The 13,182-nt window shown below is 66.3% G+C and carries 16 protein-coding genes; 9 read left to right on the top strand and 7 right to left on the bottom strand.

Going from position 1 to position 13,182, the window contains the following annotated elements; genetic code table 11:
• The first annotated feature begins 82 nt into the window (after nt 1–82).
• Entirely contained in the window at nt 83–487 is a 405-nt protein-coding gene (locus M1L58_RS16705; RefSeq protein ID WP_248659739.1) for a VOC family protein, read from the top strand.
• Nucleotides 488–493: 6 nt separating this feature from the next.
• Here the strand turns inward: M1L58_RS16705 and M1L58_RS16700 are convergent, their stop codons facing one another.
• A complete protein-coding gene (locus M1L58_RS16700) occupies nt 494–1,219 on the bottom strand; it encodes a DUF6319 family protein (protein WP_248659738.1) in 726 nt (241 codons plus the stop codon).
• A gap of 92 nt (nt 1,220–1,311) precedes the next feature.
• On the opposite strand from M1L58_RS16700, the gene M1L58_RS16695 reads away from it, so the two are divergent.
• The gene (locus tag M1L58_RS16695) at nt 1,312–1,515 is read left to right on the top strand and encodes a zinc-ribbon domain-containing protein (protein WP_006864900.1); all 204 of its coding nucleotides are present in this window, start codon (nt 1,312–1,314) and stop codon (nt 1,513–1,515) included.
• A 46-nt stretch (nt 1,516–1,561) separates the two neighbouring features.
• Complete coding sequence (locus tag M1L58_RS16690; protein WP_441316552.1) at nt 1,562–3,067, top strand: protein adenylyltransferase SelO; 1,506 nt, start codon at nt 1,562–1,564, stop codon at nt 3,065–3,067.
• On the opposite strand, the gene M1L58_RS23520 is transcribed toward M1L58_RS16690, so the two are convergent.
• On the bottom strand, nt 3,046–3,414 hold the full coding sequence (locus M1L58_RS23520; protein WP_308221823.1) for a hypothetical protein: 369 nt from the start codon (nt 3,412–3,414) through the stop codon (nt 3,046–3,048). The two genes, M1L58_RS16690 and M1L58_RS23520, sit on opposite strands and share 22 nt — an antisense overlap.
• A gap of 234 nt (nt 3,415–3,648) precedes the next feature.
• Between M1L58_RS23520 and M1L58_RS16680 the strand changes: the two genes are divergently transcribed.
• The 3 genes from M1L58_RS16680 (at nt 3,649) to M1L58_RS16670 (ending at nt 6,027) form a co-directional block, all read left to right on the top strand.
• Nucleotides 3,649–4,020 carry a TraR/DksA family transcriptional regulator gene (locus tag M1L58_RS16680; protein WP_040535021.1) on the top strand — a complete coding sequence of 124 codons (372 nt, stop codon included), beginning with the start codon at nt 3,649–3,651 and terminating at the stop codon, nt 4,018–4,020.
• 120 nt (nt 4,021–4,140) lie between these two features.
• Nucleotides 4,141–5,184, top strand: a complete 1,044-nt coding sequence (locus M1L58_RS16675; protein WP_248659736.1) for an NAD(P)-dependent alcohol dehydrogenase — start codon at nt 4,141–4,143, stop codon at nt 5,182–5,184.
• Nucleotides 5,185–5,298: 114 nt separating this feature from the next.
• Nucleotides 5,299–6,027 carry a lysophospholipid acyltransferase family protein gene (locus tag M1L58_RS16670; RefSeq protein WP_006864895.1) on the top strand — a complete coding sequence of 243 codons (729 nt, stop codon included), beginning with the start codon at nt 5,299–5,301 and terminating at the stop codon, nt 6,025–6,027.
• A 9-nt stretch (nt 6,028–6,036) separates the two neighbouring features.
• On the opposite strand, the gene M1L58_RS16665 is transcribed toward M1L58_RS16670, so the two are convergent.
• Entirely contained in the window at nt 6,037–6,381 is a 345-nt protein-coding gene (locus M1L58_RS16665) for a winged helix-turn-helix transcriptional regulator (protein WP_248659735.1), read from the bottom strand.
• Nucleotides 6,382–6,472: 91 nt separating this feature from the next.
• Here M1L58_RS16665 and M1L58_RS16660 point away from each other — a divergent pair, with 91 nt between their 5' ends.
• Nucleotides 6,473–6,658 (top strand): hypothetical protein, encoded by a 186-nt coding sequence (locus M1L58_RS16660; RefSeq protein ID WP_248659734.1) that lies wholly within the window; start codon nt 6,473–6,475, stop codon nt 6,656–6,658.
• An 88-nt stretch (nt 6,659–6,746) separates the two neighbouring features.
• A complete protein-coding gene (locus tag M1L58_RS16655; RefSeq protein WP_006864892.1) occupies nt 6,747–7,820 on the top strand; it encodes a YihY/virulence factor BrkB family protein in 1,074 nt (357 codons plus the stop codon).
• Between the two features lie 81 nt (nt 7,821–7,901).
• On the opposite strand, the gene M1L58_RS16650 is transcribed toward M1L58_RS16655, so the two are convergent.
• From M1L58_RS16650 to M1L58_RS16640, 3 genes are all read right to left on the bottom strand, one after another.
• Entirely contained in the window at nt 7,902–8,690 is a 789-nt protein-coding gene (locus M1L58_RS16650; RefSeq protein WP_248659733.1) for a thioesterase family protein, read from the bottom strand.
• A 122-nt stretch (nt 8,691–8,812) separates the two neighbouring features.
• A complete protein-coding gene (locus M1L58_RS16645; RefSeq protein WP_248659732.1) occupies nt 8,813–9,448 on the bottom strand; it encodes an isochorismatase family protein in 636 nt (211 codons plus the stop codon).
• A 102-nt stretch (nt 9,449–9,550) separates the two neighbouring features.
• A complete protein-coding gene (locus M1L58_RS16640) occupies nt 9,551–9,970 on the bottom strand; it encodes a DUF1622 domain-containing protein (protein ID WP_154881704.1) in 420 nt (139 codons plus the stop codon).
• Nucleotides 9,971–10,128: 158 nt separating this feature from the next.
• On the opposite strand from M1L58_RS16640, the gene M1L58_RS16635 reads away from it, so the two are divergent.
• Nucleotides 10,129–11,376, top strand: a complete 1,248-nt coding sequence (locus M1L58_RS16635) for a cation:proton antiporter (RefSeq protein ID WP_154881703.1) — start codon at nt 10,129–10,131, stop codon at nt 11,374–11,376.
• Here the strand turns inward: M1L58_RS16635 and M1L58_RS16630 are convergent.
• Nucleotides 11,369–12,844: a flavin-containing monooxygenase gene (locus M1L58_RS16630; RefSeq protein WP_248659731.1), complete on the bottom strand. Its 1,476-nt coding sequence runs from the start codon at nt 12,842–12,844 to the stop codon at nt 11,369–11,371. The two genes, M1L58_RS16635 and M1L58_RS16630, sit on opposite strands and share 8 nt — an antisense overlap.
• Nucleotides 12,845–13,182 lie beyond the last annotated feature (338 nt).

Genomic DNA, 13,182 nt, shown 5'->3' with positions numbered 1-13,182 from the left:
GCGGTCTGGTCCTGGGCTCCGGCGATAAACTGTTCGGTGCGTCCGGAGTTCCATCCGGCGGCCTTCCTGGAGGAGGCATCCGATGCCTGCATTTCCCGCGCTCACCCACGTCGCGATCACTGTGAGTGACCTGGCCGCGAGTACCGCTTGGTACGAGAAACTGTTCGACGCCGAACCTGTCCTTGACGAGGACGAAGAATCCGGGGCTTTCCATCACACGGTCTTCGCACTCGGCGGTGGAACGCTTTTCGGACTCCACACCCATACCTCGAGCGGGCCGGACACCGCCGGTTTCGACGAACGGAACGTCGGACTGGACCACATCGCGTTCGCCTGCAGCCAGTCCGAACTCGAGGAGTGGGTTTCGCGTCTGGACAAGGCCGGAATCGCGCACAGCGGCATCAAACACGCCCACTACGGATCAGGGATATCGTTCCGCGATCCGGACAACATCGCGCTCGAATTCTTCGCCCCGCCGGCCGGATGACGCCAGTCAGCTCTCGGCGGGCCCGACGTCGAGGTGGGCGAGCGCGGCTCGCGCGTTCTCGAGTTCGCGCGTGAGTTCCTCGATCTTCCTCTGTGCGGCCTCGCGCGCGGATTCGATGACCTCGTCCACCGCCGTGATCGCCGCGTCGTCGCCCAGCTCCTGCATGGCGCGGGCCACGCGGTCCGCGGTCACCTCGGTGAGTTTGCCCTTCTTGCTGCCGTGCGCCACCGACACCGTCCAGGTGCTCTCACCCGCTGACGTGATGGTCACGCTCACCGCAGCCGTGGAGGTCTTCGACCGTCGTGCAGCTTTGGCCGGAGCCGGCTTCGGCGCGGCTGCTCGAGCCGGCGTGGCCTCCGGACGCGGAGCGGGCTCGGGTGTCGGCTTCGGTTCCACTGCAGCTGCTTTCGGTGTTGGTGCAGGGCGGGCCGGCGTCGACGTCTGGTCGGCAACGGTCCTTGCGGAACGCGGAGCGGACTTGGCCGGTGCCGCGGCGGAACGTGTGCGTTGCAGTTCGTCGGATTCGAAGGGCAACTGATCGTCGACGCCCTTGGGTCGGACCGTCACCGTCGAACCCTCGATGGACAGGACGCGCGCCGATGTTCCGGCGTCGAGTCCGAGCGACGGCATCGGGTCACGGAGATAGACGGTCACACGCTTGCCGGCCGCGAGTGCCGCGGACAGAGATTCCAGGTCACCGGCGGTCAGGCCGGTCCTCTTCTGCGAGCTCACGCGTCCATGTTCGCACACGCGTGCGACTGGTGGGTGTCCGGTGTCGATCCGAGCTCGGGCGCGTCGGTCGGTGTCGTGCCTACGATGACGGAGTGTTCTTCCTCTTCGGATACGGCCCCAAGCAGCAGCAGCTCGGTGCAGGACAGACCCGGACCTGCCCCCGTTGTCACAACACCACCCAGTGGGCCCGGATGCGGGAGTTCAAGCAGTTCACCGTGTTCTTCATCCCGATCGCCCGCTGGGGGCGCCGCGAGTTCGAGTCCTGCGGCATCTGCGGCGCTGCCATCGCCCTCTAGGGATCGGCGAAAGTCGGACATCGCGATGAGTGGTTACGCTCGAAGAGTGGCTGCCACCGACTCCCCCGCCCGCACTTCCGACGCGATCACCGGCTTCGAGAGCACTTTCGCCGACGAGCTGACGCCGCTCACCGTCGAATGGCGCGGCGCCGACGTGCCCGATCCGCAGCTTCTCGTCGTGAACGATCAGCTCGCTGCGTCGCTGGGCATCGATCCTGCGACCTTGCGCTCCGACGACGGCGTTGCGATCCTGGCCGGCGCAGCCGTGCCCGCCGACGGCAGGCCGGTGGCGACGGCGTACTCCGGACACCAGTTCGGCGGATATGCCCCGCTACTCGGCGACGGTCGGGCTCTTCTCCTCGGCGAACTGCTCGACACCGAAGGTCACCGTGTCGATCTGCAGCTGAAAGGTTCTGGCCCGACACCGTTTTCGCGAGGTGGAGACGGCTTCGCAGTCGTCGGACCGATGCTGCGCGAGTACCTGATCAGCGAAGCGATGCACGCCCTCGGTGTGCCCACCACGCGGTCGCTGTCGGTGGTGGCGACGGGGCGCGGGGTCCACCGCGACGGCGTCGAGCCCGGGGCTGTACTCGCCCGCGTCGCATCGAGTCACCTGCGAGTGGGCACCTTCGAGTTCGCCGCACGTAACGGCGACATCCTGCAGCCCCTCGCCGACTACGCGATCGCCCGCCACTACCCCGACCTGACCGATCTGCCGACGACCGGCGCCGGGAATCGTTATGCGAAGCTGCTGGAGCGCGTCGTCGAACGGCAGGCGCGCCTCGTCGCTCAGTGGATGCTCGTCGGTTTTGTGCACGGCGTGATGAACACCGACAACACCACCATCTCCGGCGAGACCATCGACTACGGACCGTGCGCATTCATCGACGCCTTCGACCCGGCGGCGGTGTTCAGCTCCATCGACCACGGCGGCCGTTACGCCTTCGGCAACCAGCCCGCCGTCCTGAAATGGAACCTCGCACGGTTCGCCGAAACCCTACTCGGGCCGATCAGCCCCACGCCGGACGACGCGATCGCCATCGCAACCGCCACCCTGTCCACCTTCGACGGTCTGTACGAGCAGCACCTCAACGAGGGTCTGTCCGCCAAGCTCGGGCTGGCCGACGCCTTCGTCGACCACGCCCTCATCGACGACCTGCTGGGCCTGATGGCAGAACACCGCGCGGACTGGACCGGAACCTTCCGTGCGCTCGCCGACGAACTCCGCGGACGAACGGCTCCCCTCGACCAGCTCCTCCCACGGGAGCTCTCGGCGCCCTGGCTCGCACGATGGCGAGAGACGCTCGCACGACACGGCCGCGACGACGGCGCCACCGCTGACGCGATGGACCGCGTCAACCCGCTCTACATCCCGCGTAACCACATGGTGGACGCCGCGCTCCGTGCCGCGCACGAGGGCGACCTCGCGCCATTCGAGGAGTTGCTCGACGTGGTGACGCACCCGTTCGACCGGCGCGTCGACTGGGTCAAGTACACCGCCCCTGCGTCGGACGAGTTCACATCGGCGTTTCAGACGTTCTGCGGGACCTGAGTGCCGGAGGGTTCTGCGGAACAGCGGTGAGTTGCCTCTGAACCCCAGCGTGTGCACTCCGACTGCGCGACCATGGACTTCATGTGGACGCTCACGCGTGATGGGACCTCTGTCGTCGATTCTCCCTCGACCGTGAACTCGACCGCGGTTGCGGGTTCGATCGCGACCACGTCGAGCGTGGCAGTTGCCGGCTCGGTCGGCACCGTCGCGAGCGCTGCCGTCGCGGGGTCGGCCGGCACGGTGTCCAGTGCCGGTGTCAGTTCCTCGGCGGCTACGGTGGCGAGCGCGATCGTGACGGGTTCGGCGGTGACGATGGCCAGTCTTGTCGTCGCCGGAAGTTTCGCCACCGCAATCAGTGTCGGGGTCGCAGGCAGTGTCGGTGTCGTGGCCTGTCTGCTGTGCCGGCGATGCGCTGGATGTGTCGGCTGCGTCCGGTGCACGGACTGCGTCGACTGCGTGGGGTGCGTCAACTGTTCCGGCCTGCGCGGCGCCGTCGGTCTCCGCGACGTTCGAGAGTGAACGCGATCGTCGGACATGCGGCGTACAAATGGATCCGTGAGACGACACACCCGGGTGCGGTCGTGACCCGGTCCGACCCGCACGAATCGGAAGCATCGCTGATCGCCGAACGCGAGAGAACCGCGACGCTCATCGAGTCGTTGTCTGCCCGCCTCGCCGCCGTCATCGAGGCGACCGCCGACGCCGCCTCCGACGACGAACACGATCCAGAAGGGACGACGCTCGCCGTCGAGCGCGGCCAGTTGGTGGCCCAGCTCGAACGATCGCGGGTCCGTCTGGACGAGATCGACGCTGCCCTCGAGCGGGTCGGTCGCGGAGCGTACGGCCGCTGCGAGACGTGCGGTGAGATCATCGATCCCGAGCGTCTCGAGGTGCTCCCCGCGGCCCGGCAGTGTGTGCAGTGCGCGGCGCGTAATCCGTCCCGCCGGTGGTGAACACCGAACCGCAACGTCGCGAGGATCGTGCCGAGTTCGCCGAAAGACGCCTGCCTTGACGACCGACCGAGTAGACCGGAAGACGGGTTTCCCCTCTCCGCCGGGTCGAAAGGTGTGCGCATGAAGGCCATTCAGATCATCCAGCCGGGCAAGCCGCCGGAGCTACGTGAGGTCGACAAGCCCGCGCCGGGCCCGGGGCAGGTGCTGCTCAAGGTGACCGCAGCCGGTGCCTGCCACTCGGACGACTTCGTCCTCAACCTGCCCGAAGAAGGCTTCCCCTATCCCCTGCCGATGACGCTCGGCCACGAAGGGGCCGGCGTGGTCGCCGAGGTCGGTACCGGTGTCACCGGAATATCCGAGGGCAGCTCGGTGGCCGTGTACGGAGCGTGGGGTTGCGGGGTCTGCCACTTCTGCTCGCGCGGCCTCGAGAACTACTGCAGCCGGGCCGGCGAACTCGGCATCGCACCACCGGGTCTCGGAAACCAGGGTGCGATGGCCGAGTACCTGCTCGTGGACGATGCACGTCACCTGGCGCCCCTCGGTGAACTCGACCCGGTGGCCGCAGTCTCGCTCACCGATGCCGGTCTCACGCCCTACCACGCGATCAAACCCTCGCTCCCGAAGCTCGTGGGTGGCACGACGGCAGTGGTCATCGGAGCCGGTGGTCTCGGGCATGTCGGAATCCAGTTGCTCCGCCACCTGACCCCGTCGCGGGTGATCGCACTCGACGTGAGCGAGGAGAAGCTCGCATTCGCCCGCGAGGTCGGGGCTCACGAGGTGGTGCTCTCCGACGCAGATGCCGTCGCAGGCGTCCGCAAGATCACCGGGAACGACGGTGCGACCGCCGTCTTCGACTTCGTCGGCCTGCAACCCACTCTCGACATCGCGATGGGCGTCGTCGGCACGATGGGTGACGTGGTGATCGTGGGCATCGGGGACATGGTCGCCGCGGCGAAGGTCGGCTTCTTCACCCAGCCCTACGAGGTGTCGGTCCGGGCACCGTACTGGGGAGCACGTGACGAACTCATCGAGGTGCTGGATCTCGCACGCGATGGTGTTCTCGAGGTGGCAGTCGAGCGGTTCTCACTCGACGACGGCGTCGAGGCCTACCGACGGCTGGCGGCGAATGAACTTCGTGGCCGCGCCGTTGTGGTGCCTGACTGATCACTGACCCGCCGTCAGTGCAAGCCCGTCACCTGCGGTTCTACGTGGCCGACGGGCTGAACGGGTTTCGTCGTTCTTTGGGCAGGAACGCTAACCTACGGTACCGTAACTTACGTGGATGTAGAGCTCACCCAGTCTGAAGCCGTGTACGCGCACTATCTGGATCACCAGCAGGATCGTGTGCGCGCGAAGTTGATGTACGGGGTGCTCGCCGCCAGGATCCGGCCCGTCGTGCGATTCACGGCTCGCGATCGGCTGGTTCGTGCGGTCCGCAGCAGAAAGCCCTTGCTGATCGCGGCCAACCACGTGTCCGAGCGCGATCCGCTGGTCCTGGCGGCAGCAGGTTTCCGCTCGCCCCTCCGTCCCCGGATCGGTCACATGCGCGTGCTGGCGAAGGACGAGCTCTTCGAGGATCCGGAACAGCGACGCAAGATCGACACCCTGGGCGGTATCCCGGTCTTCCGTCAGAAGGATCACGGTGTTCGGGCCGCCGCGGAAGCCGGTCGGCAGATGTTCGGTGTCTGCGTCGAGCGGATGGTCCGTGGCGACAGTATCGCCGTTTTCCCGGAGGGAACCTGCAACGAGGGCGACGTCACCCGGCTGCAAAAGCTCGGAACAGGCATCGGCCACATTGCCTACCGTGCGCTGAAAGCCGGTGTCGACGTCACGCTGGTGTCCGCCGGTATTGCCTACCCGCCCCACGGTGATCGAGCTCGTCCGATGGTCACCTTCGGAAACCCTGTCGACCTCGCCGGCTTCAAGGACGAGACGCCGGCCGCACTGACGAGAATGATCCAGAGCGATCTGCAGGGCGTGGTCGACGAGGTGTGTCGGGCTGCCTGATTCGCCGAGTCAGTCTGCTGACGCCGACGGGGGCAGGTTCTCCCACGCCCACGCGGTGAGGGCGGTCAGCGCCGGCATGAGTGCGCGTCCCGATTCGGTGAGCTCGTAGGACACCGATACCGGCGGTCCGGGATCCACCAGGCGCTCGACAAGATTGGCCTCGGTGAGCTCCGAAAGTCGTCCGGACAGCACCGAATCGCTGGTTCCCCCGACAGCGCAACGCAATTCGGCGAGCCCCGCCGGCCCGTTCATGAGCGTCGCGATGAGAATGCCGTTCCACCGCTTTCCCAGAAACCCGAACGCACGGCGCAACGCCTCGTCGCATGTGCGGGGCGCGTGATCGGGCGCGGACAAGCCCGGGGTCCTGGTCGCGACCCAGGGTGGCAACTACGACCCTGGGACACCGAAGGAAGGCTGGGATCATTCGACGCCGTGGCTGCGCCGCGTGCTGGAGGATGTCTGGGGCCTCGACCTCCGGGTCGTCAAACGCCAGTTCACGCTCGTCGGGGTGAATCCTGCACTCGACGCCTTCGCCGAGGTCGCGGCGGAACTCAAGCTGGAGGCCGAGGAGAACGCGCGCGCGGCGGGCCGTGAGCTCGCCCTGTCGCGTGAGGTCGCCTCGGCGGGTTGACCCCCACCGGGGTGCGCTCCCCTTTCCCTGTCTCGCCTGGTCAGGGGACGGAGAGTTTGGTCTGCGAACCCGGCGGCTACACCGGGGTATGAGCAAGGACGAGCAGACCATCGACAAGACCGGTCGGGACGTCGACGATGACCCGACTCGGGCCGATCCCGACGATCCCCGCAAGCCCGAATCGCCCACCGATCTGACCAAACCGTCACTGATGTTCGTGCTGCGTAAGACGGCCCGCGAGTTCTCCCGCGACCAGTGCACCGACCTGGCGGCTGCGCTCACCTACTACTCGGTGCTGTCGCTGTTTCCCGCACTACTCGCCATGGTCTCTCTCCTCGGAGTTTTCGGGCAGGGAGAGAAGACGGTCGACGCGGTCCTGACGATGGTCGAGGATCTGGGACCGTCGGATGCGGTGGATACCCTGCGCGCGCCCGTCGAGCAACTGGTGTCCGCGCCGAGTGCCGGCTTCGCCCTGGTGCTCGGTCTCGTCGGTGCCCTGTGGTCGGCATCGGGATACGTCGGCGCGTTCGGACGCGCGATGAACCGCATGTACGAGGTAGATGAGGGGCGTCCGATCTGGAAGCTTCGACCTGCCATGCTGCTGGTGACGCTGGTGGCGCTGATCCTCGCCGCCTCCGTGGCCCTGATGCTCGCGGTCAGTGGGCCGATCGCCCGGTCCATCGGCGACGCGATCGGCTTGGGCGATACTGCACTCACGGTGTGGAACATCGTCCGCTGGCCCGTGGTGCTGGTCTTCGTCGTGGTGATCGTCGCGGTCTTGTATTGGGCCACACCGAATGTGAAGCAACCGAAGTTCCGGTGGATCAGTGCCGGGGCAGTGCTGGCGATCGTCACCTGGATCGTGGCCTCCGCGGCGTTCGCGCTGTATGTGTCGAACTTCGGTAGCTACAACAAGACGTACGGAGCGCTCGCGGGCGTCATCGTCTTCCTGCTGTGGTTGTGGCTGACCAACCTCGCCCTGCTCTTCGGTGCCGAGTTCGACGCCGAACTCGAGCGTGGGCGTCAGCTCCAGGCGGGCATGGCTGCCGAGGAGCGCCTACAGCTGCCGCCTCGGGATACCACCGTCTCGGACAAGAACGAGAAGATCCACCAGGAGGACATCGAGAAGGGCCGGGCCCTCAGGGAATCTCACGGCGGCTGATGCCGCGCTGCTCAGTGGAAATTCGCGTATGACGTTGTGCCCGTGGCCCGGGCACAACGTCATACCACTCTCTGGGGACGGTCAGGCGAACAGTGCCACCGTCTGAGAAGCCTGGATGATCGGACGCGATGCGCTGTCCCACAGGGTCATCGACTGATGGGAGTAGCCGTCGAGGGTGAAGGTGCTCGATGATTCCAAGAGCATCCAGTCGGTCGGCTTCGGCAGGTCGTCGGTGCAGATGTGCAGCGACCAGCTCATCGTGCTGACCGGTGCCCACTCGGTGAACGCGGCCGTCGTCGCCGGCGGCAGGGCGTCGGCGAGCGCGACGAGAGCAACTGCCGGATCGACTCCCTCGGCGCCGCGATGCCGCACCCAGGCGCGGAACCGAGGGTCCCCGTCGTTGGCCAGCGGCACCGTGCCGCCCGCCTGAACCATTTCGATGTTGTCGACGAACGCCGGACGAAGGGGCGCCGACGCGTCGCCGAACGGTGCGCATTCCTCCGGTGCCGGAACCTCGGGAACGCCGACATGGTCATGACTGATCGCGCTCGGACGCGGCTGTGCGAAGATCAGTGACGCGTGCGCAGCGACCTGTCCCCCGCTGACCGTTTCGACGGCCACGCTCGAGGCCGACCGCCCCTCGCGGAGTCGGCGTGCGGTGAAGGTCGCGGAGTCGACGACCGGCGCGCTGAGCAGGAACTGTGCCGACTTGAGCGGTGCCAGCGGCTTACCCTTGGTCAGCTGCGCGGCGAGAACCGACATGGCCGCGGTCAGTCCGCCGTAGGCGGTACGACCCTGCGTCCACTGTGTGGGCACAACGAATTCAGAGGTCGGGTCGAAACCCGACACGAGTTCGGCGAGTGTGGGCATGTCAAGACTTCCTCACGCATTATGACGACCGCTATAACTCGGTCCACGCTACTCTATGACGATCGGCATAGACGCCCCGGGTGGGCGTCGGATCAGGTGGGTTCGGCGAGGAAGTCGAGGGGTCAGTCGCCGAACGCGGCCTGTCCCTGGACCGCCGATGCGACCAGATCGTCCTTGTCGAGCGGAGCTCCCCCGGCGCTGGCCTCGATCCATTGTTCGGTGGTGGCGACTGCGGCGAAGTTGGAGTTGAGGATCGCCATCAACGTGTTGTGAACCTGCTCGGCCGAGGCCTTCCCGGCGGCGTTCGCGATGTGGATGGCACCGGTGGCATCCGAGATCACCTCGGCGGCCATGCCCAGTTCCTCGGCGCCGGCGGCGGAGGCCAGGTCGCAGTTATTCGTCATGTAACCCGCCAACGTCACGGTGTTCACGTCCTGCGCCCGCAACCAGTCCGCCAGGTCGGTGCCGGCGAACACGCTGCCGAGGTTCTTGCGCACCCGCTTCCACGACGGTGTCGCCCGCTCAGCCACCTTCGGGTGCAACTCCCACGATGGCGAACCCTCCGCGAACGCCGGTGCGTCGGCCGGATACGTGTGCTGGACCGCGACCACCGGGATGCCCTGCTCCTCCGCATGGTCAATGAGTCGAACGATGTTCTGCAGGCTCGTGTCTCGGGGCGGGTACTGGATCGTCAGCGGGCCGTCGAAGTACTGGTTCTGGACGTCGACGAGTATCAGTGCGCGGCGGATCGTGGTCATGATCGGGGCTCCCATCTGTCGACGGCCGGGGGGCGACCGTCGTCCCCTCCCACTATGCGTCGACGCGGAGTGGGGTCGCCACCACTGTCGTCTGTCAGCCGATCACGATTCCTTGGCTGCTCGACTCGCAGCCGCGTCGCGTGCCACCGCCTTGCTGAGCAGCTGGCCGCCATTGGTGAGCACGGCCCGCCGCCACGGTAGCGTGCCCTCGATCTCTATCTGGATGGACATCGACAGGACCGTTCGGATCACCACGATGATCCCGAGGATCACTGCGTCCTCGATCGAGGGCTTCGAGGTGATCGTCCTGATGAGGTCTGCGGCGACGAGGATCTCGAGGCCGAGGAGGATTGCCGAGCCCAGGGTTGTCCGGAGGATCGAGAAGGCTTCGCTTCCGGCTTCCTTGCGTGACAGCGACCGCGCGCCGAGGACGAGCGCGATGAGAAAGCCGATGATCATGGCCAGAGCGCCGAGCGCTTCGAATGCGACCGCCACCGCGGTGAAGATGTCCTCGAAATCCATGGCAGTCAGCCTATCCGCGTCCTCGCCCCGACACGGGCGGTCCTCGCCGAGTCCGTTTCTCCGGTCGCTCCCCAGGTGTACCGATCTCGTTGCGCCTTACCCGGTCTACGCAGCCGGTCGGGATACGATCCGTCAATGCGGACACGTGGGCGAGGTCGATGACCCCCGTATTGATCGCGATCGTGGTGATCGTCGGGTGGACCCTGGTCGCGGGCCGGTTGTCGCGGCTCCAGATCTCCGGGGCCATCGTGATGGTGGTCGCAGGCATCGTGATCGGGCTGACCACCAACAACTCGATCGGCAACGCGCTCGACACCGACGCAGCCGAACCCGTCGTCGAACTGATTCTGGCCCTTCTGCTGTTCGTCGACGCGATCGAGGTGCGTGGAGGCTACTTCGCCGGTGAGCGACGAACATCGCTGCGGCTGTTGGTCATTGCGATGCCGCTGTCCGTTGCCCTCGCGACCCTTCTGGGTGTCGCTCTTCTTCCCTCGATGTCGGTCGGTGTCGCACTCCTGATTGCGTGCGTGGTGATCCCGATGGATCTGACGCCGGCCTCGTCGCTGGTTCGTGATCGAAGGATCCCCACACGGGTACGACACCTGCTGAACATCGAGAGCGGTTACAACGACGGCATCATCGCACCGCTCTTCATCTTCGCGCTGACACTCGCGGGCGACCATAAGCACGCCTCCTCCCCCGCCGAAGCACTCGAACAGGCGGTGCCGTCTGCGTTGTGGGCGGTTCTGGCGGGGAGCGTCATCGGACTCCTCGCCGCGCGACTGACCAACTTCTCGATGCGTCGCGGGCTGGCCACCGAACAGTCCATCCGGATCAGCCTCGTCCTCATCCCGATCCTCGCCTACGGATGCTCGGTACAGCTCGGCGGCAACGGCTTCGTCGCGGCCTTCCTCTGTGGAATCGCCTACAAGGCGGCACGAGCCGATGGTCCGGGCGATGAGCAACTGCGCCTCGCCGACGACGTCAGCGCGCTCGCGGCACTCACGATGTGGTTCGTTTTCGGTTGTGCCGCCGTGCTGGTCTTCGAACTCGGGTTCGTCTGGCAGATCGTCGTCCTGGCCCTGGCCGCGCTGACCGTCCTTCGGATCGTCCCCGTCTATCTGGCACTGTTGCGCACCGACATCGGCCCTCGTGACCGTCTCCTGATCGGCGTGCTGGGACCGCGCGGGACCGCGTCGATCGTCTTCGGGCTGCTCGCTTTCAACGAACTCGACGGCATGGTCGCCAACGAGACGCTGTACGCGATGACGGTGACGGTCCTCGCGAGTGTCGTGCTGCACGGTTTCGGGGTGGGTCTCGTCGCCCAGCGTTTGGGGCGACGAGAGTCGGGCGGGACTCGGCGTCGGAGTGAACCGGACGGCCGCGAACTCGACGACGCTACGTGAGCACCTCGGGCTGCCGCACCCGGGCAAACCGTAGGTTCTCGTCGGCGACATCGCCCTTGAACAGACGGCGGTCGGCGTAGTAGCTCATCGACATCACCCACGGTGCGTGCGGTCCCTGCTTCGGCAGGGTGTCGAGAGCGCGCTGGACGTAGCCGGCGCCGAAGTCGAGTAGCGGACGTGTGGGCATGTCCGGATCGGCGACCGCCCAGACCGCGTCGTGGCCGTGAGAGTCCATGTAACCGAGCAACTTACAGAAATACTGGCAGAGCAGGCCGATCTTCAGCGTCCACGAGGCGTTGGTGTACCCGATCGCCAGCGCGAAGTTCGGAACTCCCGACAGCATGATGCCGCGGTAGACGACGGTCTCCGGCAGCGAGACAGGCTCCCCATCGACGGTGAGGTCGATGCCGCCGATGATCTTGATGTTGAGACCTGTTGCGGTGACGATGATGTCGGCTTCGATCTCGGCACCGCTCTCCAAGAGGATCCCGGTCTCGGTGAAGGATGCGATCCTGTCGGTGACGATCGACGCCTTGCCTGCCCGGATGGTGCGGAACAGGTCGGCATCGGGCACCACACACAGACGCTGATCCCACGGGTCGTAGGGCGGATTGAAGTGGACGTCGACGGGAAAGTCCTCCGGCAGTTGCGACTTGTTGATCTTCCGGATCATCCGCCGTGCGACCTTCGGGAACCGTTGGCACAGTTCGAAGAGGATTCGCTGCTGGGCGACGTTCTTCTGGCGGGTGAGCGCATATCCCCGCTCGTCACCGAAGATCTTCTTGAGCGTGTTGGCCAGGGCGTCCTCGCGCGGCAGCGGGATGACGTAGGTGGGGGTCCGCTGCAGCATCGTCACGTGCTCGGCCTCGTCGGCCATCGCCGGCAGCAGTGTGACCGCCGTTGCGCCACTGCCGATCACGACGACGCGCTTCCCGGCGTAGTCCAGATCCTCCGGCCAGTGCTGCGGATGGACGATCTGGCCGCGGAACCGGTCCTCGCCGACGAATTCGGGGCTGAAACCCTCGTCGTAGTCGTAATAACCCGAACCGCAGAAGATCCATCCCGCGCTGATCTGTGTGCGCTCGCCGGTGTGGGTTCGTTCGATGTCGACAAGCCAGCGCGCGTCGTCCGAGGACCAGGCGGCGGAGAGGACCTTGTGGTGATACCGGATGTGGTCGGTGAGGTCGTTCTCCTCGATGGTCTCGTGCAGGTAGTCGAGAATGCGGGGGGCGTCGGCGATCGCCTGCTTGTCCGTCCATGGCTTGAACTCGTAGCCGAAGGTGTGCAGGTCCGAGTCCGAGCGGATGCCGGGGTAACGGAAGAGGTCCCAGGTGCCGCCGGCAGCGCCGCGTGCCTCCACGATCGTGAACGTCTTCGACGGTTGTTCGGTCCGCAGATAGCGGGCGGCGCCGATCCCCGAGATCCCGGCTCCGACGATCAGGACGTCGACGTGTTCTGGTGCGCTCACTGAAACTCCTGGGCTGTGCGGCGTGGTACTGCATCCAGGATGCCTCAGCCGGCGGCGGGACAGCACCGAGCCCGGTCGATCCCGTCGAACCACGTTGGGAAAGCGTCTGTCCGGGTACGCCCACGACATGCGCGCAACACCTGAACTCCGCTACCCGACTTCGACCAACTATCCGTCGGAGACATCACACACCGCATCAGGTCTCTCCAGCTCGACCAGGTCAGACAGCTGCTGGAACACGAGCGGTCCACCGCCGGCCGCCAAGGCGCCCCCGGTTCAGGGAACCGACGCCGGGTCATCTGTCGGCCCGGACACCGCAGCGGAGGCGACCACGCCGC

The sequence above is a fragment of the Gordonia sp. C13 genome (genome assembly GCF_023218005.1).
Lineage (GTDB): Bacteria > Actinomycetota > Actinomycetes > Mycobacteriales > Mycobacteriaceae > Gordonia > Gordonia namibiensis.
This window is presented reverse-complemented; position numbering and strand designations above follow the sequence as displayed.

Coding starts and splice junctions, on each gene's coding strand:
- M1L58_RS16645 (WP_248659732.1), bottom strand. CDS start 9,448: ATGACCACGATCCGCCGCGCACTGATACTCGTCGACGTCCAGAACCAG.
- M1L58_RS16655 (WP_006864892.1), top strand. CDS start 6,747: ATGAGCAAGGACGAGCAGACCATCGACAAGACCGGTCGGGACGTCGAC.
- M1L58_RS16635 (WP_154881703.1), top strand. CDS start 10,129: ATGACCCCCGTATTGATCGCGATCGTGGTGATCGTCGGGTGGACCCTG.
- M1L58_RS16640 (WP_154881704.1), bottom strand. CDS start 9,970: ATGGATTTCGAGGACATCTTCACCGCGGTGGCGGTCGCATTCGAAGCG.
- M1L58_RS16650 (WP_248659733.1), bottom strand. CDS start 8,690: ATGCCCACACTCGCCGAACTCGTGTCGGGTTTCGACCCGACCTCTGAA.
- M1L58_RS16705 (WP_248659739.1), top strand. CDS start 83: ATGCCTGCATTTCCCGCGCTCACCCACGTCGCGATCACTGTGAGTGAC.
- M1L58_RS16675 (WP_248659736.1), top strand. CDS start 4,141: ATGAAGGCCATTCAGATCATCCAGCCGGGCAAGCCGCCGGAGCTACGT.